We start from the raw sequence: 24892 nt of genomic DNA, 5'->3' as shown, positions 1-24892 counted from the left end.
CACCTGCAGGGATCACACGCATCAGCTTCACGTCTTCTGTGGCCGACGTCAAAACGAATCAATATGTCCCGGTTAAAAGCGCCAAGTGATGCCGAATGAGGGAAGGATGGGAAACCAACCGTCCTCGCCGTATTCGAGCCGGGTGCCGGACTCGGTTTCGACAAAGGTAAAATCCTCGGTTCCCCGGATGTTTTTTCGGTTGGTGACATTGGCGATATCGACGAAGATCTCGAAGGAGCGTTTCCCCCGCGTGTAGACAGCGCGGTTAATACGCAGGTCGAGTCGGTAATAGGCAGGAAAAGTATCGCTGAACCACGCACCCACCTCAATGGTATCCGTGGTGGCGTCATAGCGAAATGGGGTGGTGCGCCAACCGGTGTGGTAGATCCAAGCGCCGTTGATGTTCCACTTGCGGCCGGCGCGATAGTTGGCGGCGAGGTTCAAGGTGTGGCGTTGGTCCCATGGTCGAAACAGCTCGCGTCCGTCCAGAAGTTCATCCTTGGTATGAGACCAGGCATAATTCCCGAAAAAGCTAAAGCGTGACCCGATGTCTCTTCTAAAGACAATTTCGAATCCGTAAGCGCGGCCTTGATCGGCGTCGATGGCGACGCGATCACCCGAGAGACCTGGATAAAACACCAGTGACTTGGTGAGGTTGACAAAACGCGTTCGCAGGTTGTCGTACTTTTTATAATAACCTTCGACGCGGAGGTCGATATCGAACGGCAATCGACGTTCATAACCCAACACCAGGTGGGTCGCTTTTTCTGGTGTCTGGAGTCGCGTCACGCCGTCCGCGACCTGGAGTTCATGCCCGCGTTCGGCTTGGTGGAAGGTGCCGGCGGCCAGTCGAAAGGTATGGGGTCCGTTTTGGTAACGGGCATTGAGACGAGGACTTAGTTGATCATCTTTGGGTTCAGACTGGTGATCAAAACGCAAGCCGAGTTCGACATTGAGGTTGGCCGTGAGTTGAAATCGATCCGTGATATAGGCATGGTATTCGGTGTTGTCAAAATCGAAATTTGTGGAAATAACGCGTTCGCCTACGCCGCCGATGACAATCCCGTTTTTGATGTTGCTGGTGTACCGAAAGGTGGCGTCATTTTGACGAAACCCAATTCCGAAGCGCAAGAAATGCCACCGCTGTTCCCACTCGGCGGCGGTTTTGAAACCGCGATAACGGGTCTCACGTTGATCGTCGATTCGGTAATCTACCCGTTCTTCGCTGCCTTCACTAAAGGCGAAGCGGGAACGATCAATTCGTCCTGAATACAGGGTGTTGCGCAAGGAGAACTGATCGTTGGGCACCCAGTCGTGGTTCATCCAAAAATACTGATCGTCATAATCGCTGTCGATGTCCTCAAGCTCCATGCCTTCTTCCTCGTAGTTGACAAAACCATCAGCGGCGAGCAGGTAGTTGAACGAGAGGGTTTGGTTTATTCCGAGGGCATGGGCGAGTTTTCCGTATGAATCCCAGTAGGTAACATCCGTGTCTTCGACTTCGCCTTCCTCTTCCTCGTCACCCCCCAAGCTGAGCAACACGTCAAGATACCCGCGTCGTGCGCTAAAGACGTACTGACCAAGGCCATTGTTAAAACGGCCTTCAGTCTGATAGCTCAGGCCGCCAAGGCTGATCTGCGCATGCGAGCGTCGCTCACTGGGTTCCGAGGAGCTCAGCGCCATGACGCCGCTGAGCGCGTTGCCGTAGGTCGCATCGAACCCGCCCGTATTAAGTGTGATCCCGCCAAGGGTTTCGGGCGCAATAAAGCTAAAAATACCGGTAAAGTCTTTGATGTGAAAGGGTTCGTAGAGTTCCATGCCATCCAAGGTCACGTGAACTTCGCGATATTCACCACCACGCACGGTGAACGCCGAGCCAAAGTCATTGCTGCTGGTGCCCGGCACGGTATTGAGCGCGCGAAACAAGTCGTCACCAAATCGAGGTAAGCGGCTGACCGTGTCACGGTCGAGGTACTGGGAGGAGACCTCGCTGTTCTGTTTCATGAGGGAGAATTGACTCGGTGCGACGACCTGAACACCCATCGAGAGGGTTGCAGGTGTCAAGGTTAGGGTGACGGCCTCGGTTTCGCCGGCCTTGATGATGACTGATCTGTCTTGCGGCTCGAAATTGGGCGCGCGCACTTCGATGCGATAGCTTCCCGGCGGGATCTGTTTCAGGGTCATGGTCTTGGCGACGCGCACGGTGCGACCAAACAGTGGGTTTTTGAGGGTCACCGTCGCTAGGTACACGGGGTTACCGGTGGCATCCATAACGGTAATTTGGAGCGCACCCTTGAGGGACGGCTTAGCGTGCACCATCGGTGAAACCAGTAAAAGCAACAGACTTAAACGCATAAACACGGTGCCTCCCGCGGTCATTCTAACAGGAGGCTATTTATTCACTTAACGCTTTATTTATAATAACAACTAATTTTCTTTCTCAAATATAATCGGCGCAGTCCTCCCCACCCTGTGTTCGTGGGCGGCGTGTGCCGCCGGAATCGCTGCTTTCCTGGGGAAACTTTTTTGTAGCCCCAAATGCAAGCTCCGCTTGCGTTTGGGGTTTGCGTAGCATGCGTTTCGCCCGTTGCTCGCGGGTCCCGCGAGCAACGAGCTGTTGTTTATTTTGCCGCAACCGAGAACGTGCGCTGTAACTGGGCACCGGCGTCGGCCTGATCGTCGACCACTTCGATCATCAGTTCATAATCGCCCGGATCAAAATCGATCCCAGAGAAGGTTCCAACAAAATGGTAGGTGTTACCAAACCCCTTGGGTTGGTAAGCGTCTTTCACCTGGAACTCGACCGGCAACTGCTCGCCACCGCGTTTCAAGGTGTATTTGATTTGGTAGTTTTCAATGCTTTTTTCCATATTGCGGATTTGGAAAAAGAGGTGGTGCTCTTTGGCCGGGAACAGGTTATCCGTGGCCACCGGCTTGAACAAGTAGTTGGCCATGGCGAGCGGGTCGTAGTGCTTGCGCATATCAACCATCACCGGACGGTCCTTTTCCGGGGTCCCGTTGTAGCGCAAATGGTTCAGCGGTACCATTTCGCGGTCGGACTTGCCAAAAAAGACCATTTCACTGATGTGAAAATCGGTCTCACCTTTTTCCTCGCGCTCATAGGGAACTTCCAGCAAACTCTCCTCGCCATTGTCGAGGTTGACGATTTTAAAGCGCAGCAGAGCCGGTTTTGCCTTGGGCAGCAACACGTCGTAAAGCAGAAAATCCGTTTGGTGTTTGTCTTTTTTGACGGTGGAACGCACCAAATCAATGAGGCCGCGTTCGGCGTTAAGGGCGGCAAAACCAATTTCATAGCCGTTTTTGGGGAATTGATTGACCTTCAGCCCGAGGTAAACGGGAATCATGTCGCCTTTTTCCACCGGATGTTTGAAGCCGCGAAAACCCGGCTGCGCGTCGAGATCGTCGCGAAAACTTTGGGTGTATTGCAACGAGGCTTCAAAGGCGATGGCCCGATCCTGGGGTTTCAATTCCAAGTAGGTTTTGACCGGGTTAAAGGTGCCGCCGTAACTGAGCTTGGCGTTTTTGTAGGCATCGCTGAGTTTGATTTTAATTTGGGTTTGCTTGTCGGGGGAATCCACCGAGTAACCCAGACGGTAGTAGTGATTGGCGCGGGTTTGGAACTTCTTAAGCGCGGAGCCGATGTCCTGGGGTTTGTGGGCCGCCTGGATAATACCGCCGGTGCCGTCGGTCACTTTATAAGGACCGGTGGACAGCTCCACGGTGTCCTCGAGGATGGTTCCTTCCGACGGGCGGCTATTCAGGCCCAGTGAGCGAAGCGGATTGGTTTCATCGTCCAAGCGGACCCGCCCGGTGAAACGATGGCTGTGCCCAATGGGACGCTGGGGCAGGTGGATCATGGTGTAAACGGTGACGTTGGAGGAGTTGAGGCTCTGGTTCATCAGGCGCGCCACTTCTTTGCTGGTACCGACGAGGCTTTTGTCGATCACATGTTGGCCGCCGGTGAACAAATACACCGATTTGGAACCGGACATTTGGTCGAAAATGCGCGCGAGGTAACCCAGACTTGATTCAAAGGCCTTGTAGTAACCGGTTTTAATGCTGTGTTTTTGGCGCACCGCGTCTTCAAGTTCGAGCAACAGGCCGTCACGAATTTGCTCGAGCTCGCCAGGGAAGGGATTGGTCACCTGGGGCTGAAGGTAATCGGTAAACTTGTCGGTTACAAGGCGCTCGGCAGCCTCCAAACGGTTGCGCATGTTGCCCGCGTATTTGGCTTTGTCAACAGCGGCGTGGAGGTCGTTTTTGTTGGACGTAAACGCCGATAGAATCTCCAGGCGCTCGTCAAACTGGACAACCTTTACCAAATCACCGGGCACCACCGAGGAATCAATGAATTCGTGGACGGTTTCGACGAAGGGCTCAAAGGCATCCTTGGTCATGTTGGAACTGTCGATAAAAAGAACGAGGCTGCGTTCTTTGCCACTTGCGCGGACAGGACGGTCGTCGGGATCTTCAACCAGACCATCCTTGTGGTAAATCGTGCCTTTGGAGACTTCTTGGGATAAATCGACTTCTTCGAAAAAGTCGATGCGTTGACCGTTGCCGGCCTCGGTTAAGGAAAAATCCTCTAGTTTCAGGCCGCGAACAGGATTGCCGTCACCATCGGTAACGTGCACGCGCACATCGCGGAAAATGACCTTGATATTCTCTTGAACTTCTTGAGCAAACGCCGTGGCCACACTGCAGCTCAACAACAACACAATGAGCAACCTAGCTTTCATAAATCCACCTCATCATTGGGTAAGCAAATCACACCAAGTGATTCATTCTCAAATACATGGGCTTTAACCTAAGAAGCGCTGACGCGGTGATTTTAGCGAAACCTCTGGGCTACAACGACTTGTGAAAATACTCACCACACCCCTTGGGTGCGCCTCCGTCTCCTCCAAGCCATTTCGTTCCAGATTTTTCGCCAAACCCCCTCGCTCACATCGTGCTTCTCAGGGATAACGCCGTACAGAAAAGACCATTGTGTGGATCAAACTTCCATTCGAAAAGTTGCTCTAAACATATATCAATGGACGTGACCAAGGCCAGCCTCGCCGCAAAATTTCCGATGATCCAACTCAATGCATAACACGCGACCCAAACGCGCGACGGACCATCCAATCAAACTCATCCAAGTGTAGGAGCAAACGCACAACTTGGGCTTTTCCCCTACGAAAAACCCAACACCGGGACAATGTCCGTTTTCCACGGCTTCCAAAAAACGTGTCCAGGTTCACGGTTTACCATCGTCCAGGCCACCAAAAAAACACAACTGACGCACTGAGACGTAAAAAAATGGCGCACCGGTCCCAGCCAAACCCCTGAAGAAAATAGCCTTAACCAGAACACCGCGTATTTTTAGTTGCTGACAAAAAATTCACACCTTCCCAAGTTCTCTTCCCAAGCGTTAATAAGGTGAGCATCGACACACAGATGACAGGAAAAAAGGGTTAAGATAGGCACATCCGATGGGACATGTACGTTTTGAAAAACCGAACGTTTTGGCTAAACCGGTCAAAACGAAGAACCCAACATGCTCCAACAAAAACTCAAAAAAACCTTCATTTAGTGAAGGCATGGTTTTCTGGTTGTTACCAAGACAGAAGTCATCCAATGTCGCGATAATTGTTGAAAAACCTCCTTTGGTTTTTCCGTTCCATTTCTTCCCATAGTTTCCGCTTAGAAGAGATCCATTTTCGTGTTTAACCCCCGCCGCGAAAGGTGTAACCCAACGCAACCATGTCCCAATCGCCATTCGGCCCTAAGTGTTTCATTTCGAGATCCTTGACAATCACGGAGAACACCTGGCTTCGCTGGTTCCAAGCAGGCTTGTGTCTCGTCGATCCAGAGCGTCACCGACAAGATTCCGCCAAATGAAACCCTTTTCACGCAAATCTTAGGAAGTATCACACTTTGCCTTCTTTTCAGATAGGTAATAGATACGCCTGCGTCGAAAAGAACACTAGCCGCATTATGTCGGCCATCTACTGAGGAGATTCCCCATGTCCTTGTTCTTAAGACAGGAAGGTAATTGGTTTTCTTTAAAAGGTTCACACACCAACTTTTCCATCGCCCACCGTCTTTCCCCACTGTTCTACGGCTTGCTTCTCCTAGTAAGCCTTGTCTCCGCCCCGGTTCAGGCCCAAGACTGTACCGGCGCCGACAACAAGTTCTGCGCGAGTTACTACGACAACATCGATTTCGCGGGCACCCCTACCTACACCCGCGAGGAAGGCATTATCGCCAACCACTGGGGCGCGTTAAGCCCGGGCGACCGCATCGCCCACGATTTCTGGGCCGCCCGTTACGAGGGCCGTTTTTTCTTCGAATCCGGCATTTTTGAATTCCTGGCCCTCGCCGACGACGGCGTTCGCGTTTGGCTCGACGGCGAACTCATCATCGACGGCTGGAAGAATCAGCCGCCGACCGAGTATTTCGCCCAGGCCCCGATCATTGCCGGCTTCCACGACATCATCATTGAATATTACGAATATTGGGGCGACGCCACCTTGGAATTTTCCTGGCAACGCGTCGGCGATTTGGATGCCTGCCCCAAAAACATGTTTTGCGGCGAATTTTTCCCCAACCGCCTCCTGCGCGGTGACGCGGTTTACACGGTCCAAACCGAACGCATCAATTATTTCTGGGGCGATACCTCCCCCGGCCCCGGCCTCAGCAAAGACAACTACTCCGCCCGCTTCATGGGTACCTTTGATTTTGCCCCTGGTAATTACACCTTTTCCGCCACCGCCGACGACGGTGTTCGCATTTATGTCGGCGGCGAAATGGTCATCGACGGCTGGCTCGATCAACCGGCCACCACCTACACCGCCGACGTTCATATCGTCAGTCCTTTAGAAACGGTAACGGTTGAATACTACGAGGGCGGCTGGGACGCGGTCCTGCAAGTCGAGTGGTACAACAACGGCGGCGGTGACGGCTCCGACGGCGGTGACGGAAGCGACGGCTCCGATGGTTCTGACGGAAGCGACGGCTCCGACGGTTCTGACGGAAGCGACGGCTCCGACGGTAGCGATGGTTCCGACGGTAGCGACGGCGGCGATGGTTCCGACGGTAGCGACGGCGGCGATGGTTCCGACGGTAGCGATGGTTCCGATGGTTCCGATGGTTCCGATGGTTCTGACGGCTCCGACGGTAGCGACGGCTCCGACGGCTCCGATGGTTCTGACGGCTCCGACGGTAGCGACGGCTCCGACGGCTCCGACGGCGGCGACGGCGGCGACGGTTCCGACGGCGGCGACGGTTCCGACGGCGGCGACGGCGGCATTCCCGGCGATTGCAGCACCTCCGCAATCACCTCACGCGGCGTTTACTTCATCGGCCACAGCCTCGTTAACGACAACATGCCTTACATCCTGGGCAAACTCGCCGAGGACGCCCGCATGAACCACACCCAAAGCTACCAATACATCAACGGCTCACCCCTGCGCTGGAACTACAGCAATCCCGGCGGCGGTGGCGGCACCAACTACGCCGCCGAACTGCCCTCCGGCAACTACGACACCCTGGTCATCACCGAAGCCCTCCCCCTGGAAAACCACATTACTTGGAACGATTCCGAGGGCTACGCGGTTCGCTTCTACGACGAAATCCTCAAAGGCAACGGCAATGCCGAGCTGTACATCTACCAAACCTGGCCGGAAATGACGACGGGCGACTGGTACAACGCGGTCGACCAGAAGCTGCTGCTCTGGGAACAAATCGCCAACACGGTTGAACGCGAACGCCCCAACGAGGCACCTGTCTATCTGGTTCCCGCCGGTTTGGCGGTTCGCGAACTCCGCATTCGCATCGACGCGGGTCAAGTACCTGGCATTAGCAACCTTAAAGAAGGCATGATGGTCGACAACATTCACATGAACAACGTCGGCAACTACTTCGTCGCCCTGGTTCAATACGCGACCTTGTACAAACGCTGCCCCATCGGGCTCACCAGCCGTTTTGACGGCTACTGGGGTGAGCGCGATTGGCTCAACATTCCCAGCGATACAGCCCTCGCCCTGCAGGAAATCGCATGGGACGTCGTCAGCAATTATGCCCGCTCAGGTGTGAACGAACCCTGATTTTGGCGGACAGGGTTTAGAGCGGGCGGGTCCCCCCGCCGACTCCCGGGTAAGCGGGGGACCCCTCCCTCAACCAATCCCGCCGCCAGGCGAAAACCAAAGTAACCCCCTCGGGGGAACCGCGAAAGCCGGCCGATCTTGGCCGGCTTTTTCATTGAGGCCGTGCAACAGGAAGATGAAAAGCAGCGCCAAATCCGTGACTTTACAGCTTTCTTAGAGAACCGGCCCCCTGCTAGGATGAGGCGACGATTCAACCTTTTCCCTCCCGGAGTTTTGCATGCATTCCTCGCTGTTCCGTATCGGATTCATCCTGCTTCTCCTTTTTGCACCCGACGCATTGGCAGCAAAAAAAAGCAAACCGAAAACTTTTGGTGAATTGCTGCAGGTCAGCACCCAGGTTAAACCCCGCAAAGCCCACCGCTTGATCCGCAAGTTCATCAAACGCCAAGGACATCCCCTGGTCGAAAAAACCCAGGCCGTTTTCCTTTTTGAACACAAAGCGGGAACGGAACGGCCACGCCTGTTACACGACAACAACGCGTTCGGCGCACTGTACGGCAAAGATGATCCCGCCATCGGCCAAATGACGCGCATCAGCCAAACCACTTGGTATTACGCAACCGTCCCTTTGCTTGAAGACGCACGCCTGGTTTACGAATTCGCCGTTGGCGAAAAACGGTTGACCGACCCGCACAATCCCGCCACGGTCCAGGTCTTCGGCAACACCCTGTCCTCGTTCACCATGCCGCAATTCAAAGAACGATTTTCCAAGGAAGAGCAGGCACGCACCCAACCCGGCCGCATTGAAACCCAAAAGATCAAACGCAACGGCAAAGAAGAAGAAATTTTTGTATATGTTCCGCGCGCCTTTGACGAGGACCGCGACCGCGCCTTTCCGGTGATGTACATCAACGACGGCAGCCTGTTCCTAGATGAAGGCAACCTAAAACAGACCCTCGACGCGATGATGTACCACAGCCAATGCGATCCGTTTTTCGTGGTCCTCAGTAACCCGACCAACCGCCGCGAGGAATACCGCGGCTCGAGCAAATACCGCAATTGGTACGTTTACGATCTGTTTTCTTTTATTGATCGCACCTACAACACCCTGGACGGACCGGAGCACCGTGTCATCCTGGGCGGCTCACGCGGGGCGCTGATGGCGCTGGACGCCATGCTTAACTACCCCAACCGGGTCGCCAACGTGGCCGCGTTGACCCCGGCCTTGTCCCCGACCAAATTTATGCGCAATTTCAAGCGCAAGTCCAAACCGGGCATCAAGGTATTCGTGGGCCTGGCCAACTTAGACGCCTACTGGCTCAAGGACGGCCGCGAGCTGGCCAAGGTGTTGCGCACCAAGCGGCTAGCCCATAAAACCGCGGAGTTCCAAGACGGTCACCACGTCCACGCCTGGGTCGACATGGTACCGAGCGCAGCCGCTTACTTCTTCCCATTTACACCGCGGTAGACCACGACCCAAAACAAAAAAAACCCGCATGGGCAACATCCATGCGGGTTTTCGTTTTGGCGTTTGCGCTTTAGGAAGACATCCCCAAACCGACCCATTGACGGAAGCCGGCCAAGGACAAGCGCTTAGAAGTTTGACGTTGTTCGAACGCGCGCGAAGCGGCTTCGCCCAGGGCGCCCACATCGCGGGTCCGGTTTTCAAGGTCGATGGTCAACGCCTGACCGATCACCTCGGCAATCGGTCCGGCAAGGGCTTTCATCAACAACTTGGGCGTGGTTTGACGGGCCTCGGCAATTTCCTGTACCAACTCGGGCTCAAGCGCCCGCAAGCGAGCGATTGGGGCCGGATGTGTTTTTTCAAACAAGCAACGCATCTGTCGGAACAAGGGTTTGCGGATCAAGCCGGCCCGATCAAAAGGCAGTACACCAACAAGCAGTTCGTAGAGAACCAATCCAAGGGTGTACACATCGCTGCGCGCATCAATCGGACCTTCTTGGAAACCGGCCTGCTCGGGACTCATGTGGGACAAAGTGCCAACCACGGCCCCGGCCTGGGTCAAAGGATGACCGTCGCGAAGATCGTTGACCTTCGCAACACCGAAGTCGATGATTTTAACCCGTGGTCCCAAACCCGTGTCGGCAACCAAAATGTTGTCGGGTTTAAGGTCGCGGTGAACAATACCTTGCGCGTGCGCCGCCGCCATGGCGTCGCACACTTGCTGGAACAGACGCAACCGCGCCGCCAAGGTAAGCTGACGTTGCCGCGCGTAGGTCAACAGCGGACAGCCGTCGACGTATTCCATCACCAGGTAAGGCCGCCATTCGGCGTCGTAACCCACCTCAATGAAGGATGCGATGTTCGGATGGCGCAACCGCGCCATGGCCTCCGCCTCTTGCTGGAAACGCCCGAACATCAGTTGGTTTGGCACCATGCCCCGCATAACTTTTACGGCGACATAGTGATGGTCGGCATCGCGCCGTACAGCTTTGTAAACAAGCCCCATACCACCCTGCCCAACTTTTTCGAGCAATTGGTAAGGGCCGATGTTACCCAGCAAAGACGCACGAGCGGCGGTGCCGTTGTCAACAACGGAGGACTGCCTAAGGTTCGTGTTGTGTAGTGCTTGCGGTGTCATGACCCAATCTCCATCAGAGGGAAGGACAGGCGCTGGAGAAAGAGGAGGGGCGCAGGTCTCAGGAATCGCAAAAAACGTTCAGTCAATACGCTTAACGACGCAACCAAACAAATTGTCAACGATTATCCGAATTTGCTACCTATCTTTATCCTTACCAATCCGTTAAAAAAACCTAAATTATTCAAAAAATTGTCGACTGATTGCCATCAGTCTCACCCTCCTTACACATCAAGGTCCGTGCCAAAAAAACACAACCTCATGCTCGCCGATTGAGAAAACCGCAACCAAGAACCCTCAAACCACTTTATTCAAACAACTTAGCTTCAAACTCCATACAAGAACCATGGGATTTCTCTTAAAAGATCACCCAAAGACCTTGTTATATGGGCCGCCTAGAATCGGTCTTGCACGTGAAAAACCCTAAATACCTATCCTAAGATCTACATCTTGTCCCAATTATCTAAATCCATATCAAACCCTTCCAAAATGTAGGATGCTTGAATGGCATGGGAGCGCTTCGCGCGCCCCACTTTCACATGAAATCGCAAGAATGACTTTTCTCGAACAGGTGAAATACCGATGTTCTATGATGGGATATCCTTTAGTCGCCGACACCAACCCGCGCCGGCCTCACCCCAAGGATCGAGAACATGACCTCATCTGCTGTTCAACGGAGATTCGAGTGCCTTGTCATCGGCGTTTCCGCCGGGGGCATGGACACCTTAAGCTTGATCCTGCCTCATTGGACCAAGGATTTTCCGATTCCCATCGTGGCGGTCCAACACGTGGGCGCCGACAGCGGACGTTTGATTTACCCCTTGCTCCAGCAAAAAACATCGCTGCGTATTAAAGAAGCAGAGGAGAAGGAACAACTCCGCGCGGGACATCTGTACCTAGCCCCGGCCGGGTACCATTTATTAATTGAGGCCGACAACAGCTTAAGCCTCTCGGTAGACGCAAGGGTTAATTATGCACGCCCTTCCATTGACGTCTTGTTCGAGTCGGCCGCGGAAGTTTACGGGCCGCGTTTGATCGGGGTGATTTTAACCGGCGCCAACCACGACGGCAGCCAGGGCTTGCGGATGGTCGCCGAACTCGGCGGTTTCACGGTTGTCCAGAGTCCTGAAAGTGCCGAGGTCGCGCAAATGCCGCTCGCGGCGCTCAATGCCACTACCGTTGACCGCGTCCTGGCGCCAACCCAAATCGCCACCCTCCTCAGCCAGATGGCAGAGGGTCTTGGCGAGGTATCGCCGGAACCTTGCTGATCCACGGATATTGTTTATTTCAGAGAACTTAGGAACCTACCTTGGCGCGCACCTTGACGGGTACGCGAACGATGAACTCGGCACCCTGATTGTTCCCCTCGCTCACCACACGCAGCGATCCCCCCATTTCGGTCATGGAGTTCGCGGCGACATGCAGGCCGATACCGCTTCCGTTGGGTTTGGTAGTAAAACCGTAGTGGAAAATCTTTTCTAAATTCTCTGCTTCAATGCCCGTACCGTTGTCCGCGACAGTGATACACAAAAAGGCGTCTTCTTCTTGTTCCACGGTAATGCGGATCACCTTGTCACCCTCGGGTCGTGCGACTTGGCGCAAGGATTCACGAGCATTGAGAATTAAATTGGTCAGCACGTGGAGAATTTTGATTTTGACGCATTCAATGGGTTGATCGGTCTGATAATCCTCGACAATCTCAACCCCACCGGCATCGTCGGTCCCCGAGGTGGCTTTGAGCAAAATGGCGTCCTGAACCAAATCTTTGATGGTGACTTTTTCAACGTGGTATTCCAGCGACGCGTATTTGCGCTGTGCCATCACCCCTTTCGACAAAAGGTCGATGCGCTCGTTAAGCGAGGTGATCTCTGAGGAAAAACGCGTAAACTCTTCAGTGCGAATGCCCTCAAGACGACGGTAATACTGCATGAGCTGCGGTCCCTTAGGCCGTTGTTCCAAATCGTCGGCAAAGGTTTCCAAGAGTTGGTTGGCTTTTTTCAAACCACCCAACCGCGAATTTTTGACCATCTCATCCAAAACCCCCACCGCGGTGGTGAGGTTGTTGAGCATGTTGCCGATGTTGTGCAATACCCCGGTCGCCATTTCGGCCATGCCGGCCTTGTGGGCGGCATCAATCAATTGCCGCTGGGTACGGTTCAGCTCTTCGTTGGTCTGTTGCAGTTCGACATTTTTGCGTTCCAGGTCGATGCGTTTCTGCTCCAACTCTTTGAGCAGCTCGACCTTCTCCATGGCATTGGTGATTGCCTGGGCCATCAATTTTTGGGAAAAGCTCCCCTTGACCAAATAATCTTGGGCACCGCGTTTCATGGCTTCAACCGCGGTCATTTCATCGCCCTGACTGGTGAGGATCACCACGGCGATAAAGCCCAGGCCGAGTTCTTCCCGCAAACTCTGCAAAAACTCCAAACCGTTGATGTCAGGCAGGTTGTAATCAACCAACACACAATCAACAACACCCTCGCGGCACATCGTCAGCGCCTTCTCGCCGGTTTCGGTCTCACTGATGTGGCAGCCACCGAAATGTTTTTGCAACAGCCGACTGTATACTTTGCGACTCACCCGATTCCCGTCAACCACCAGCAGCGCAAGCGGCCGCACCTCCTCGGGGGCAGGCACGGCGGACTGATCCTCGGGCTTGTGGAGGCCCGTGGTCGTGGTCACGGTAACGAGGTTTTGGTCAAGCAATGCCATGAGTTTCAGATTCCCAAGAAGATACAGAGCGAAAGGGGGCGCGGACATCCCGCCATTGCATCAAATCATCATAGCGCAATAGATCATCGTGACAAGGCGGCCGGGAAACCGACGGCCGACGGCAACATCGGGATGCTTCCTAGGACGCTTCGGCAAAAAAGGCAAAAGCCTCAAGCGTCTTTTCATGTTGACACAGTGATGAATAAAACTAAAGGGGTTCGTCAGCGCACGTAAGCGATCCCACGGGCTCGCGGTTTCATAAAACCTAAGAAGCGCGATAACTCGTGGCGATTTTGGCTAAACCTCTGGGCTACAACGGCCTGTAAAAATGCTCACCGCACCCAACGGGTGCGGTCGTGCGCGACCCCGGCTCGCTTTTCCCAAACCGTTTCGCTCCAGATCTTTAGCCAAAATCCCTCATTCTTATCGCGCTTCTTAGGTAAAAAAAAGGGCCGGAACCAAAGTCCAGCCCTAAATGAGGAGAAAATATGCTTCTGAGACCGTAAGAGCCTCGTTTTCGTTCAGTAACTATTACGACTATTCGTCGTCATTTGTTCAGTTTTTTTACATCTTTTTTCGTATCAAACGTAAACCCCAACAAAAAGGCAACATAGGCGGCGCGATCCCGGCCCGCCCGGTGCCACAAATTCCACGGGAATCGACCTCAAGACTCGCGCCCCCCCGTCGGCTCGGCTAGAATGCTGAAGAACGCTGTAAGTTGTAACCTAAGAAGCACGATAACGCGCGCTTCTTAGGTTGAATCGGTCATTATTTAAAGAGGAACCCTATGAAAAACGATGTTGTCGCCCTCGCCATGGAAATGATTAACACGGAATCCATCTCGGGCAATGAAGAACCCATGGCACGGTTCCTCCGCGATTACCTGGAACCCCGCGGCTGGCAAGTTACCTTTCAAGAAGTCGCACCCGGCCGTCCCAATGTCCTGGCACGCCGCAACGCCAAGCAACCGCGCCTGGTGTTCAACAGCCACATCGACACCGTCCCCCCCTTCTTTCCAGCCACCATTGAGAACGGCACCCTTTATGGTCGCGGCGCTTGTGATACCAAAAGTTTGATTGCGGCCCAACTCCTGGCCGCCCAGGAATTGGTAGAGGCGGGCCGCGACGATATCGCATTGCTGTACGTGGTTGGGGAAGAGGTCGACCACATCGGCATGATTCACGCCAACGAACTGGGCCTGAAGCCGGATTATTTAATCGTGGGTGAACCAACCGAATCCAAACTAGTGACCCGTCAAAAAGGCATCCTCAAGCTGGCGCTCACCTGCAAAGGCAAGGCGGCCCACTCCGGCTACCCCCACACGGGTCGCTCGGCACTAGACCCCCTGCTCGATCTGCTGGAAAAGATTCGCAAACACCCCTGGCCCGCCGAAACACGCCTCGGCGAAACCACCGTGAATATCGGGGTCCTCAAAAGTGGGAAAGCGGCCAATATCGTTCCCGACCACGCTTACGCGGAAGTCTTGTTTCGGGTCGTCACCCATCAAACGGAACTTTTGGCACAAGTGCGCGACATGGCCGACGAACGGGTTGAGATTCAGGTCGTCGCCGCCAACGATCCGGTTGAACTCAACACCGTGGCGGGTTACCCGACCACGGTGGTTTCATTTAATACCGACATTCCGTATTTCCAATTCGGGGGCAAAGCCTTTTTATGGGGCGCGGGTTCGATCACGGACGCCCACACGGCGGGTGAAAAAATCGAAATTGCGGATTTGGAAGAGGCGGTACACATTTACCGGCGTTTGGCGGAACAACTCTTGGGTTAAAGCGGCCCCATTTCCCGACACAAAAACACACAGACGGGGTGGGGTCTGATAAGATAGGCCCACACCCAATCTGACCCTTAACCCTTGTTACCACCTCGTTTGACCGTGCCTCATTTGGCCCGGGAGAACGAAGGGCCCGTCGTTCACGGCTTGGCAGCACCCACCAAGCAGGTTCGCACGCACCGCACGCCATGGAATCCGCGCTTCCCGCCGGACTTGGCAACGGAACCGGCGAAGGGACGGCCCAAACCCTGTCAGGGTGAACCCGCGTAGCTCTTCTTTTTAGTATTGAAAAAACCACCCTTCGCGCGCATGCGCAACCAGTTCTTCATCAACCCTCAAACCGGACCCGTTTTGCTAGGAGGCAACCGATGACGACTTGGCTGGATAAAAAAGCTGATACCCAAATTGCCGCACAACTCAATCTCAAGTTCGCGTTAAGAGAGACCTTTACCCCTCACTTTGTGACCATTTCGCGCGAGTACGGCTGCGACGGTAGGCTGCTGGCGGCGGGCCTCCAAGAACGCCTGAACCAACGCCAGGACGAAATGCCGTGGCATACGATTGATCGCGCACAGTTGCTAAAAAACGCGGACCCCAATGAACTCAACGAGGAGCGCTTAAATATCCTGGAAGAATACGGTCATTCCGAATTCCAGGGGTATCTGCAAGAAGCGCTGTTCGGTCAAAAAAGCCAACTCCAGACCATCCAGATTTTGGCCAACATGATTCGCGTCGCCGCGCGCCGCGGCCATGTGATTTTGTTGGGCGCGGGCGCCTCGGTGCTCACCCAGGACTACGACCACGCGGTCCATATTCGCCTCTTTGCAAACAAAGACTGGCGCGCGGAGAACCATGCCCAACGCCATAACCTGACCTTGGATGAAGGGAAAAAAGCGGTAGAGGAACAAGACGCCCACCGCTACAACTACCTCAAAACCTATCTTTCCGAGGATATTAGCAACCGTTACCTCTACGACATCATGATTGACAACGCCAAGGTGGGCACCGAAACAGCCATTGATCTGTGTTTCCGTCTCATCTGTGAAAAACTCCAAATCCGCAAAACCATTCGTTAACGATCTGGCCGATCTCCCGGAAAACGCCTTTCCGCACCTTATCTTCTCCCCGTCTAGGGACACAACCAGCGATGCGCCAACTAGCTTGCTCCTCCAATTGGTTCTCGACCCATTCCGTCCCCGCCGCCCGCGGCGCGCGCGACAGAGTCTGTCGCGGGTACGGGTGGGCGATGCTTTGCTGGTTGTTCTGGGTCGTAACCGCGCCGGCACAGGAACCCCACCTCGCCTTTCAGCGTTTGACCATGGCCGACGGCTTGGCCCAGTTCACCGTTAACGCGGTGGCCCAGGACCAAACCGGATTTATGTGGTTCGGCACCCAAGACGGGTTAAGTCGCTTCGACGGCTACCAAATGCGCACCTACCGCTACGAGCGCGGCGCCTCGCGCAGCTTATCCGATAACTTTATTCACTCCCTCACGGTTAGCCCCGACGGCACACTTTGGATTGGGACCGGCAACGGGTTTAACCGCTACGATGCGGATCGCGATCAGTTCCAGCGCTACGTGGCCGCTGCGGATCGGGAAGGATGGGTCAAACCCGGAATCGTCCACGCCCTCTCCCCCGAGGGCGACGCGGGATTGTGGGTATCCATTGACGGCGGCGGCCTTTCATATTTGAACCGAAGTCAAAACCAACTCCGCCACTTCCCGCCCGAGGAAGACAACGGCTTGCCCGCGGCCACGGTCTTCTCCTTTGCCCAGGATCGCAAGAACCGGCTCTGGTTGGGCATGGAAGACGGTCATCTCGCCGTTTATGATCGCGAATCCGCGCGCTTCAGAACCTACAGCGCCAACAATCCCGACTACCCGCGCTACAACGTGGCCCACGACATCCTCGATATTTATGAAAAAGAAGGGTTTCTCTGGTTGGCGACGGACGGCGGCGGACTGGTGCGTTTCGACCCCGGCACGGTCACCACCGAAACCTTTCGCCACCAGCCGGAGAACACCAACAGCTTGCCCAGTGACCGCGTCTACAGTGTCACCTCCGATGGTTGGGATGTCTTGTGGGTGGGCACCTACGGCGGCGGCCTGTGCCGCCTCGATCTGGCGGTGCGCCGATTCAAAACCTACCAATACCAATCCGAGGACACCTTTAGCCTCAGCCACAACGATGTGGAAAAACTGTACCGGGATCGCGAGGGCCTGCTTTGGATTGCCACCTACGGCAACGGCGTCAATCGCTTTAACCCCCATGGTGACCGCTTTAAGATTCTGCGCAAACAACAGGGAAACGCCCAGGGTTTGGCATCCAGCGAGGTGCGCGCGCTCCACGAGGACGGCAAAGGGCGCATTTGGATCGGAACCCGCCTTGGTCTCCACATGCTGGATCCCGACACCAGACAACTCACCCATTACCCGGCCGAACCGGAGAAGCCGGAGGGTCTGAACACGGCGCGGATTGATGCGCTGTACGCCGATCCCGCGGGTATTATTTGGATCGCCACCGACGGCGGCGGCCTGAACCGACTCGACCCGGCCGACGGGCGTTTTACCCATTACAAACACGACCCCTACAATCCCCAAAGCATCAGCCACAATCAGCTGCGCTCTTTGGCGCCCGCCGAGGACGGCCGTATCTGGGTGGGCACCTTGGCCCACGGCCTCAACCTGTTTGACCCCGGAACCGGCACCTTTGAACGCTTCAACCACGATCCCGACCGCCCCGATTCACTGGCGGGCGACCGCGTTCACCCCATCCTGCAGGAAGAGAACGGCACCCTTTGGGTGGGTACCTTGAACGGTTTCAACCGTCGGCTTCCCGGAACCGCGGCCTTTGAGACCTACCGCTCCCAACAAGGCAAACCCGATACCATCAGCCACAATCGCATTACCTGTTTTTACCGAGACCGAGACGGCGTGATGTGGATCGGCACCCAAGGCGGCGGCATTAACCAGGTGGTCAACGAAGAACCGGGGGCGCTGCGCTTTCGCGCCTACACCACCGAGGACGGTTTGGCGGCAGACGCCATCGGCGGCATTCTCCAGGATCGACAGGGCCGATTTTGGATCAGCACCACCCGCGGTGTGTCGTGTTTCGATCCCGCCAAGGAGCACTTCCAGAACTACAGCCGTCCCGAGGGCGCTCAAGGAACGGGTTATTTCATCAACAGCTTCTTGGCCGACGGCAGGGGTTTGTTGTACTTCGGCGGCATCACCGGATTATCCGTATTTAATCCCGACGATTTCAAACCGAGAACCGCCCAACCCCGCACCACGATCACCGATTTCTTCCTGGCCAACCAACCGGTCCCCCTGCGGTTCAAATGGTCCCAATCGCCTTTACGCCGACCGATTTACCTCACCGAATCGGTCACCCTGGACCACAACTTCAGTGTTTTTTCGTTCCGATTCTCCAGCCTGACCTACAACAATCCCGCGGCGCATCGCTACCGCTACAAAATGGAAGGTTTGGACCAACAGTGGATTGAAACCACGGCCACCAACCGTTATGCAAACTACAACCGTATCCCCCACGGAAATTACACCTTTCGGGTTCAAGCGGGTGACAAAGAGGGTAACTGGGACCCCGTCGGGGCCGTTGTTGCGGTGCGCATCTTACCGCCCTGGTGGCGCTCCTGGTGGGCGATGTCGCTGTACTTCCTCGCTTCCCTGTTTTTGGTCGGCGCCTTCCTCCAGTTCCAAAACAACAAACTCAAACGCGAGCGGGAAATCGCGCTGCGGGAACGAGAAGTCGCCCATCAATTGCGGCAAGTCGCCACCCTTAAAGACGAATTTCTGGCCAATACCAGCCACGAGCTGCGCACGCCGCTCAACGGCATCATCGGCATCGCCGAATCGCTGATTGACGGCGTATCGGGACCGATCAACGGCGATGCAGAGAGCAATCTCCAAATGATCGTGCAAAGCGGCAGGCGTTTGGCCAACTTGGTCAACGACATTCTCGATTTTTCCCAATTGCGCAAAGCCTCGCTGGAGCTGCGCCGGCAACCCCTTGATCTCTACCAGCAGCTCAACAGCGTGATGTCGCTTTCCAAACCCCTTATCGGCTCAAAAAATTTGGTTTTAAAAAACCTGGTAGAACCCGGCGCCCATACGGTGTTGGCCGATTACGACCGCCTCCAGCAAATTCTCCATAACCTGATCGGCAACGCGATCAAATTCACCGAAAGTGGTTCAATCCGCACCACCGCCGAACGCCGAGACGACCAGGTTGTCATCAGTGTGATCGATACCGGCATCGGCATCGCGCCGGCGGACCAAGAGCGCATCTTTGAATCCTTCGAACAAGCCGACGGCTCAGCTTCGCGCCACTACAGCGGCACGGGTTTGGGGCTCGCCGTTACCCGCCAATTGGTCGCCCTGCACGAAGGGCGCATTTGGATCGAATCCGAGCCGGGCCGCGGCGCCAACTTTTCGTTTACCCTACCCGCCAGCGATCAAACCGCCGTTGATATCGAAGCCGTCGCCGTCTACCGTCCCATGGAGGATGGTGAAGATCCCAGCCTGGTAAGCCCCGACGCGGAGGTTCCCGTGTTCGACACCGACACGGCGGCCGAACCCAGGCTCGAGGGCGACACAGGCCGCTTTCACATTCTCGTGGTTGACGACGAGCCGGTGAACCGCCAGGTTTTGACCAACCATCTTGCCTTCTCCAATTACCAGATCACCCAGGCCTCCAGCGGCAGTGAGGCGCTTGAGCTGATCGGCGGGGACACCCCGTTTGATCTCATTCTGTTAGATGTCATGATGCCGCAAATGAACGGCTACCAAGTCTGTCGCAACCTACGTCAAAACTATTCGGTTCAAGACTTGCCGGTATTGTTGTTAACCGCCAAAAACCGGATTGACGATTTGGTGGAGGGTTTTTCGGTGGGCGCCAACGATTACATCACCAAACCCATTAGTAAGGCCGAGCTCATCAGTCGGGTGGAAACCCAACTTAAGTTGCTGGATATTCACCGCAACCTGGAGCAAAAAGTCCAGGACCGCACCCAAGCCCTGGAGATCGCCAACCAAGAACTGGTGACCCGCAACGACGAGTTAAATCAAAAAAACCGCGAACTGGAGACCCTGGACCAAATTGTCAACGCGATCAACCGCGAGATTATGCTGGAGTCTCTGCTCGAAGCCATCCTGGAAAAAGGCTTTTTGCTGTTTCCCCAAGCGGAGAAAGGCGCCTTGCTCATGCGCCGGGGCGAGGACGATCAGTTCCATATTGCCCGCACCCATGGTTACGACCAAGACGAGATTCAGGCCCTGGTGTTTGACGAAAAAGGGGTCTGGGAACGCTACACCAGCGGCGAGCAAAAAGAAGAAGGGGTTTGGTTATTGCGCGATGCGCCACGCCTGCCGGGCTGGGAGAACATGGACCATCTGCCGCGCCCGCGCTGCATGCTTTCGATGTCGCTCAATGCCGAAAACCGGCTCGAGGGCTTTCTTATCCTCGACAATTTCACCAAAGACGATGCCTTTGACCAAATCACGGATCTGGGCAAGCTCAAGCGGTTCCGGGAACACGCCACGTCCGCGGTAAACAAGGCGCGCTACGTGCGCAGCCTGGAGGAAACCACGCGCCAACTGGTCAGCACGCGACGCGATTTGGTCGACGCCGCCCACAAGGCCGGTATGGCCGAAATCGCCGTGGGCGTGTTGCACAACATCGGCAACACGCTCAACAGCGTGACCACCTCGGCCTCCTTGTTGCAAGATTACCTGCGCGAACCCAAACCGATGAAAACCTTAAACCGGCTGGCGACCCTAATGGAGTCGCACCGCCATGATCTGATTGATTTTCTGGTGGAAGCCAAAAAAGGCGATGTGGTGCCGCCGCTCATCATTCAAGCCACCAAACACATGACCAACCTGCTCAACCAAATCTCCAACGAGGCGATGGCGGTGCGCGGCGGGGTGGAGCGCATCACTGAATTCGTGCGCGCCCACAACGAATACACCCATATCAGTTTCAACGAGGAATTCGCCGTCAACCAACTGGTTGAGGAAGTGGTTAACCTCCAGCGCGGCTTACTGGACAACCGCCAGGTCATTTTGCGGCTTGAGTTGGGACGGGTGCCGAACATCGTGGGCCGGCGCCAAATGTTGTCTCAGGTCTTGACCCACCTCTTGTTCAATGCCCTAGACGCGGTCAGAAGTCTCGAGCAACAAGGCGTCATTTTGGTGAGCACCTCGGTAGAAGAAACCCTGGTCCGCATTGAGATCCACGACAACGGAATGGGCATCGACCCAGAAGCCCTGGTCCACATCTTCTCCCACGGTTTCACCACCAAAAAGTCCGGTCAAGGCTACGGCCTCCATTTTTGCGCCAACGCCGTGAATGCGATGGGGGGCAAAATTTGGGCCGAGAGCGACGGTAAAGGCAAGGGTTCCAAATTCATGCTTTGCCTTCCACTCAAAGCGGGGCACCGCCTGGACGAAGCCGCGCCACCGATCCCCACCGAACAAAAAAACTAACCACAACGAAGGAGCAACTAAAAGAGCAACTAGGTGGAAATCACCGGCGAAGAAGCCATCCGAAGCGACGGCTCCATCCACATCGGGAAGCGGTCAAAGCGGGCTCACCGGCCGCATCCTCTGATCATCCTGAAATCCTAAGAAATCCCGAAAACCAAACCAAGCAGCGCAAAAATCCACCATTAACCCCCCCCTAGAAACGCGTTTGAAAATAATCGCGCATTTCCTGAAACACCGCGAGGTAGCTGCGGTAACGATGGTTGGAAATCGTGCCGGCCGCGACCGCCTCACGCACCGCGCATCCCGGCTCGGCGTCGTGCAAACAGGTGGAAAAACGGCATTCTTTTTGGACTTGGGCAATCTCCCGATAACCAAAACGAACTTGGTCCGGCTCAACCGGCGGCGGCGCAAAATCGCGCAAACCCGGCGAATCGGCCAACCAACCCTTACCCGCTTCCATACGAACCAAGGCGGAGGTGGTTGTGGTGTGTTTACCGGTGCCCTTACGCGCGTCAACCTCACCCGTGGCCAAGTTCGCCCGCGGCGCCAAACAATTAATTAAAGAAGACTTACCCACACCGGAGGCACCGGTAAACAGGCTAATCCCCTCGGCCGTCCAATCCCGCAGGGTATCCAGCCCGATGTTGCCTTTAACCGATGTTTTGAGCATCGGGTAATCCAGGGCACGGTAAATATCGATAAACTTGTCCTCACCTTGCTGTTCGTCCAAATCGATTTTGTTGAGCAAAATGCTACAGGGAATATCCGCCAACGCACAGGTCAGCAAATAGCGATCAATAAAACCCCAATCAATTCCCGGCTTGACACAGGCACTTACAATTAATATGCGGTCCAAATTCGCCGCCATCACGCGCTCTCGGCGCTTATCCACCAAGGCCCGTTTCAAACGGTTGCGCCGGTAATCAATCTCGACGATATAACCGTCGACACCACGCTGCCGCTCCTTCAAAAGTTCGATTTCCACCTGGTCACCGACCACCGGTAAACGGTACTCGGGTTCGGCCTTCCGCTTAAAAGACCCTTTCGGGCTACATAAAAAAATGTCGTCGTCTGCTTTGATTTCATAAAAACGATTGTGGGTTTTGACGACCAGGCCTTTCATGAACCCTCGCCCATTTGGTACAACACGCTTTGCCTCCCTTGATCTTTGAAAACCGCCCGCGCGTCAAACCCAAATTCACCAGCGAGTGGTTGAGCAGTCGGCCACGGCGAGCAGTTAATTTAAGGCTTTATAACACAAGTTTCACGCACGCGGGAGCACCGACACCGCGACCGGCCCATGAAGAACGAAGTAGTGTCTTTACAGAAGGGTAAAGGCGCCAAAATTTTTGGCAACGGCCCGCGCCCGAATGCTAGAATACCGGGAGTCTTCCGCGCACCACCTTAAACCAGCCACAAGGATCGGGCAACCCGATGACGTTTTGTTTCGATAACAAATTATTCCAACGTGGGCAAACCTGGCAAGAGTGCTTGGCCTCCTGGCAAACACACCGCCTCACCTTTCTCGATAAAATCGCCAACGCCCCCCAACTGACCAAAACGTCAGACCAGTTGGCGAAGCTGCCCCCGTACACGCGGTTTGCGGTTTATTACAGCAATTACAAACTCGATACCTGGCTGAGCTTGCCGATTATCGGCGGGAGTTTGGCCGCCTTCGACCATCTGGAAGTACGCTTCCACTGTGCCGAATACTTTTTCCCCGTGATGGGGCGAACCCTCGGCCGCAAAACACCGCTGCTGATGTTGCTGGATCAACAAGGCACCATTCGCGACCAGTGGGGGCCGCGTCCCGCCTCCGTCAGCAAAGCCTTGGAGCAAATGCAAAACCGAGCCGCTTCCGACCGCGACCGTTGGCTGGTCCACCTGGATCCCACCCGGTTCGCCGCACTTTTGGACGAAGAATTAAACCAATTTTTGGAAAATTGCCTCCAAAACGTCGACAACAGCGTTTCATAACGCCCTCATTGTCGGACCTTTTGCCGTCGCTCACACACGCAAGCCCCGCTTTGCGATAGAATGACTAGCCCGCATTTCTCACAAGGATTCGTCGCGAGAAGCAGAAAGCCTTGTGAGTACGAAGATGACGACCAAGCCACGGCACAGGGGTCCGACCTTTCGGCGTAGCAGCTGAGGCGAAGGCGGCTCGACCGAGTAAGCGAAGTAATCGCATGGGTTTCGGCTTCGTAGCAGAATTCCTTGTGAGAAATGCGGGCTAGCACTGCTCCGGCCCGGCCAGGGTCACCCGCGCTTTAGGAGGCCCCTATGCTTCAATCACGGTATTTCCCGTTGTTCCTCGGTTTGTTGCTTTGTTCACTGCAACCGTTGCTTGCCGACGACAACACCCTCATCTTGCTAACCGGGAAAAAGCACACCCTCGCCGGTAGCTTGGGTTTCCAAAACAACATGATCGCATTTAAGGACGTGGACGGCACCAATCGCATGATCAGCAAAACCCTGGTGGACTGGCCACGCACGGTTAAAAAGTCGCCGGAACTGTTCAAAAAAGTCTATCCCGGCCGGCCGCTGCCAAAACCGAGCAACACATCCTCCGGCTACACCGCGCGCAAGCAACCCAAACGACAGATTAAAATTGACAATAAAGCACTGAAAAACCTCAAACCGGGCCAGGGCCTCGCCAACAAATGGGACGGCGATGTACCCGAACTTCCCCCGGAGAAAAACGAGGAAAAAGGCTTGATTCAAACACTGTTCGACACCTTTACGGGTGAAGGAACCGAAACCGCGAGCAACGAAGTCGCGCCCAAACCATCCTCGGGGACCGTGCAAATCTCCACCATTTCCAGCGGAAAACGGGTTGAAATCAAACGGTTTATCGAGCCCGGCCAAATTGTAATGTTCGACTTCTACGCGGATTGGTGCGGTCCTTGCCGCAAGATCACCCCCCAACTCGAAGCCTTGGCACGTAAGTACCCGGGTCGGGTGGCCCTGCGAAAAATCGACATTAAAAATTGGAATTCGGACGTGGCCAAGCAATACAACATTAGATCCATCCCCCACGTGGTGCTTTACGACCACAAGGGCAAGAAGAAGGTCGACGGTAACGCGTTGGCCGCCATCCGCACCGCCGATCAAATCGCGCGCGCCAACGGTTGGTAAGCCACGAAAAAACTGTAAGATTGCAGCAATA

The 24892-nt window shown here is 55.1% G+C and carries 13 protein-coding genes; 8 read left to right on the top strand and 5 right to left on the bottom strand.

The window, feature by feature from the left end; genetic code table 11:
* Nucleotides 1-72: 72 nt before the first annotated feature.
* Together J3U88_RS24155 and J3U88_RS24150 are read right to left on the bottom strand one after the other, a co-directional pair.
* Nucleotides 73-2355, bottom strand: coding sequence for a TonB-dependent receptor (locus J3U88_RS24155; protein WP_243436126.1), 2283 nt, complete (start codon nt 2353-2355; stop codon nt 73-75).
* Between the two features lie 266 nt (nt 2356-2621).
* A complete protein-coding gene (locus J3U88_RS24150; RefSeq protein ID WP_207861563.1) occupies nt 2622-4760 on the bottom strand; it encodes a VWA domain-containing protein in 2139 nt (712 codons plus the stop codon).
* 1269 nt (nt 4761-6029) lie between these two features.
* On the opposite strand from J3U88_RS24150, the gene J3U88_RS24145 reads away from it, so the two are divergent.
* Together J3U88_RS24145 and J3U88_RS24140 are read left to right on the top strand one after the other, a co-directional pair.
* A complete protein-coding gene (locus J3U88_RS24145; RefSeq protein WP_207861562.1) occupies nt 6030-8111 on the top strand; it encodes a PA14 domain-containing protein in 2082 nt (693 codons plus the stop codon).
* 277 nt (nt 8112-8388) lie between these two features.
* The gene (locus J3U88_RS24140) at nt 8389-9579 is read left to right on the top strand and encodes an alpha/beta hydrolase (protein ID WP_207861561.1); all 1191 of its coding nucleotides are present in this window, start codon (nt 8389-8391) and stop codon (nt 9577-9579) included.
* Between the two features lie 70 nt (nt 9580-9649).
* Here J3U88_RS24140 and J3U88_RS24135 read toward each other — a convergent pair whose 3' ends face one another.
* On the bottom strand, nt 9650-10714 hold the full coding sequence (locus tag J3U88_RS24135) for a serine/threonine-protein kinase (RefSeq protein ID WP_207861560.1): 1065 nt from the start codon (nt 10712-10714) through the stop codon (nt 9650-9652).
* A 650-nt stretch (nt 10715-11364) separates the two neighbouring features.
* Between J3U88_RS24135 and J3U88_RS24130 the strand changes: the two genes are divergently transcribed.
* A complete protein-coding gene (locus J3U88_RS24130) occupies nt 11365-11979 on the top strand; it encodes a chemotaxis protein CheB (protein WP_207861559.1) in 615 nt (204 codons plus the stop codon).
* Nucleotides 11980-12007: 28 nt separating this feature from the next.
* Here J3U88_RS24130 and J3U88_RS24125 read toward each other — a convergent pair whose 3' ends face one another.
* A complete protein-coding gene (locus J3U88_RS24125; protein WP_207861558.1) occupies nt 12008-13423 on the bottom strand; it encodes a hybrid sensor histidine kinase/response regulator in 1416 nt (471 codons plus the stop codon).
* Nucleotides 13424-14210: 787 nt separating this feature from the next.
* Here J3U88_RS24125 and J3U88_RS24120 point away from each other — a divergent pair.
* The 3 genes from J3U88_RS24120 to J3U88_RS24110 all read left to right on the top strand — a co-directional run bounded on the left by J3U88_RS24120 (nt 14211) and on the right by J3U88_RS24110 (nt 21723).
* Nucleotides 14211-15212 carry a M20/M25/M40 family metallo-hydrolase gene (locus J3U88_RS24120; protein WP_207861557.1) on the top strand — a complete coding sequence of 334 codons (1002 nt, stop codon included), beginning with the start codon at nt 14211-14213 and terminating at the stop codon, nt 15210-15212.
* A 371-nt stretch (nt 15213-15583) separates the two neighbouring features.
* Nucleotides 15584-16291: a cytidylate kinase-like family protein gene (locus tag J3U88_RS24115; RefSeq protein ID WP_207861556.1), complete on the top strand. Its 708-nt coding sequence runs from the start codon at nt 15584-15586 to the stop codon at nt 16289-16291.
* Nucleotides 16292-16461: 170 nt separating this feature from the next.
* Entirely contained in the window at nt 16462-21723 is a 5262-nt protein-coding gene (locus J3U88_RS24110) for an ATP-binding protein (RefSeq protein WP_207861555.1), read from the top strand.
* Nucleotides 21724-21916: 193 nt separating this feature from the next.
* On the opposite strand, the gene rsgA is transcribed toward J3U88_RS24110, so the two are convergent.
* The gene (rsgA, locus tag J3U88_RS24105; protein WP_207861554.1) at nt 21917-22846 is read right to left on the bottom strand and encodes a ribosome small subunit-dependent GTPase A; all 930 of its coding nucleotides are present in this window, start codon (nt 22844-22846) and stop codon (nt 21917-21919) included.
* A 311-nt stretch (nt 22847-23157) separates the two neighbouring features.
* Between rsgA and J3U88_RS24100 the strand changes: the two genes are divergently transcribed.
* Together J3U88_RS24100 and J3U88_RS24095 are read left to right on the top strand one after the other, a co-directional pair.
* On the top strand, nt 23158-23700 hold the full coding sequence (locus J3U88_RS24100) for a thioredoxin domain-containing protein (RefSeq protein WP_207861553.1): 543 nt from the start codon (nt 23158-23160) through the stop codon (nt 23698-23700).
* A gap of 306 nt (nt 23701-24006) precedes the next feature.
* Nucleotides 24007-24861 (top strand): thioredoxin family protein, encoded by an 855-nt coding sequence (locus J3U88_RS24095; RefSeq protein ID WP_207861552.1) that lies wholly within the window; start codon nt 24007-24009, stop codon nt 24859-24861.
* Nucleotides 24862-24892: the final 31 nt, after the last annotated feature.

The organism is Acanthopleuribacter pedis (assembly GCF_017377855.1).
GTDB lineage: Bacteria > Acidobacteriota > Holophagae > Acanthopleuribacterales > Acanthopleuribacteraceae > Acanthopleuribacter > Acanthopleuribacter pedis.
Note: the sequence above shows the minus strand (reverse complement) of the source record. Positions and strands in the feature narration are given on the sequence as shown.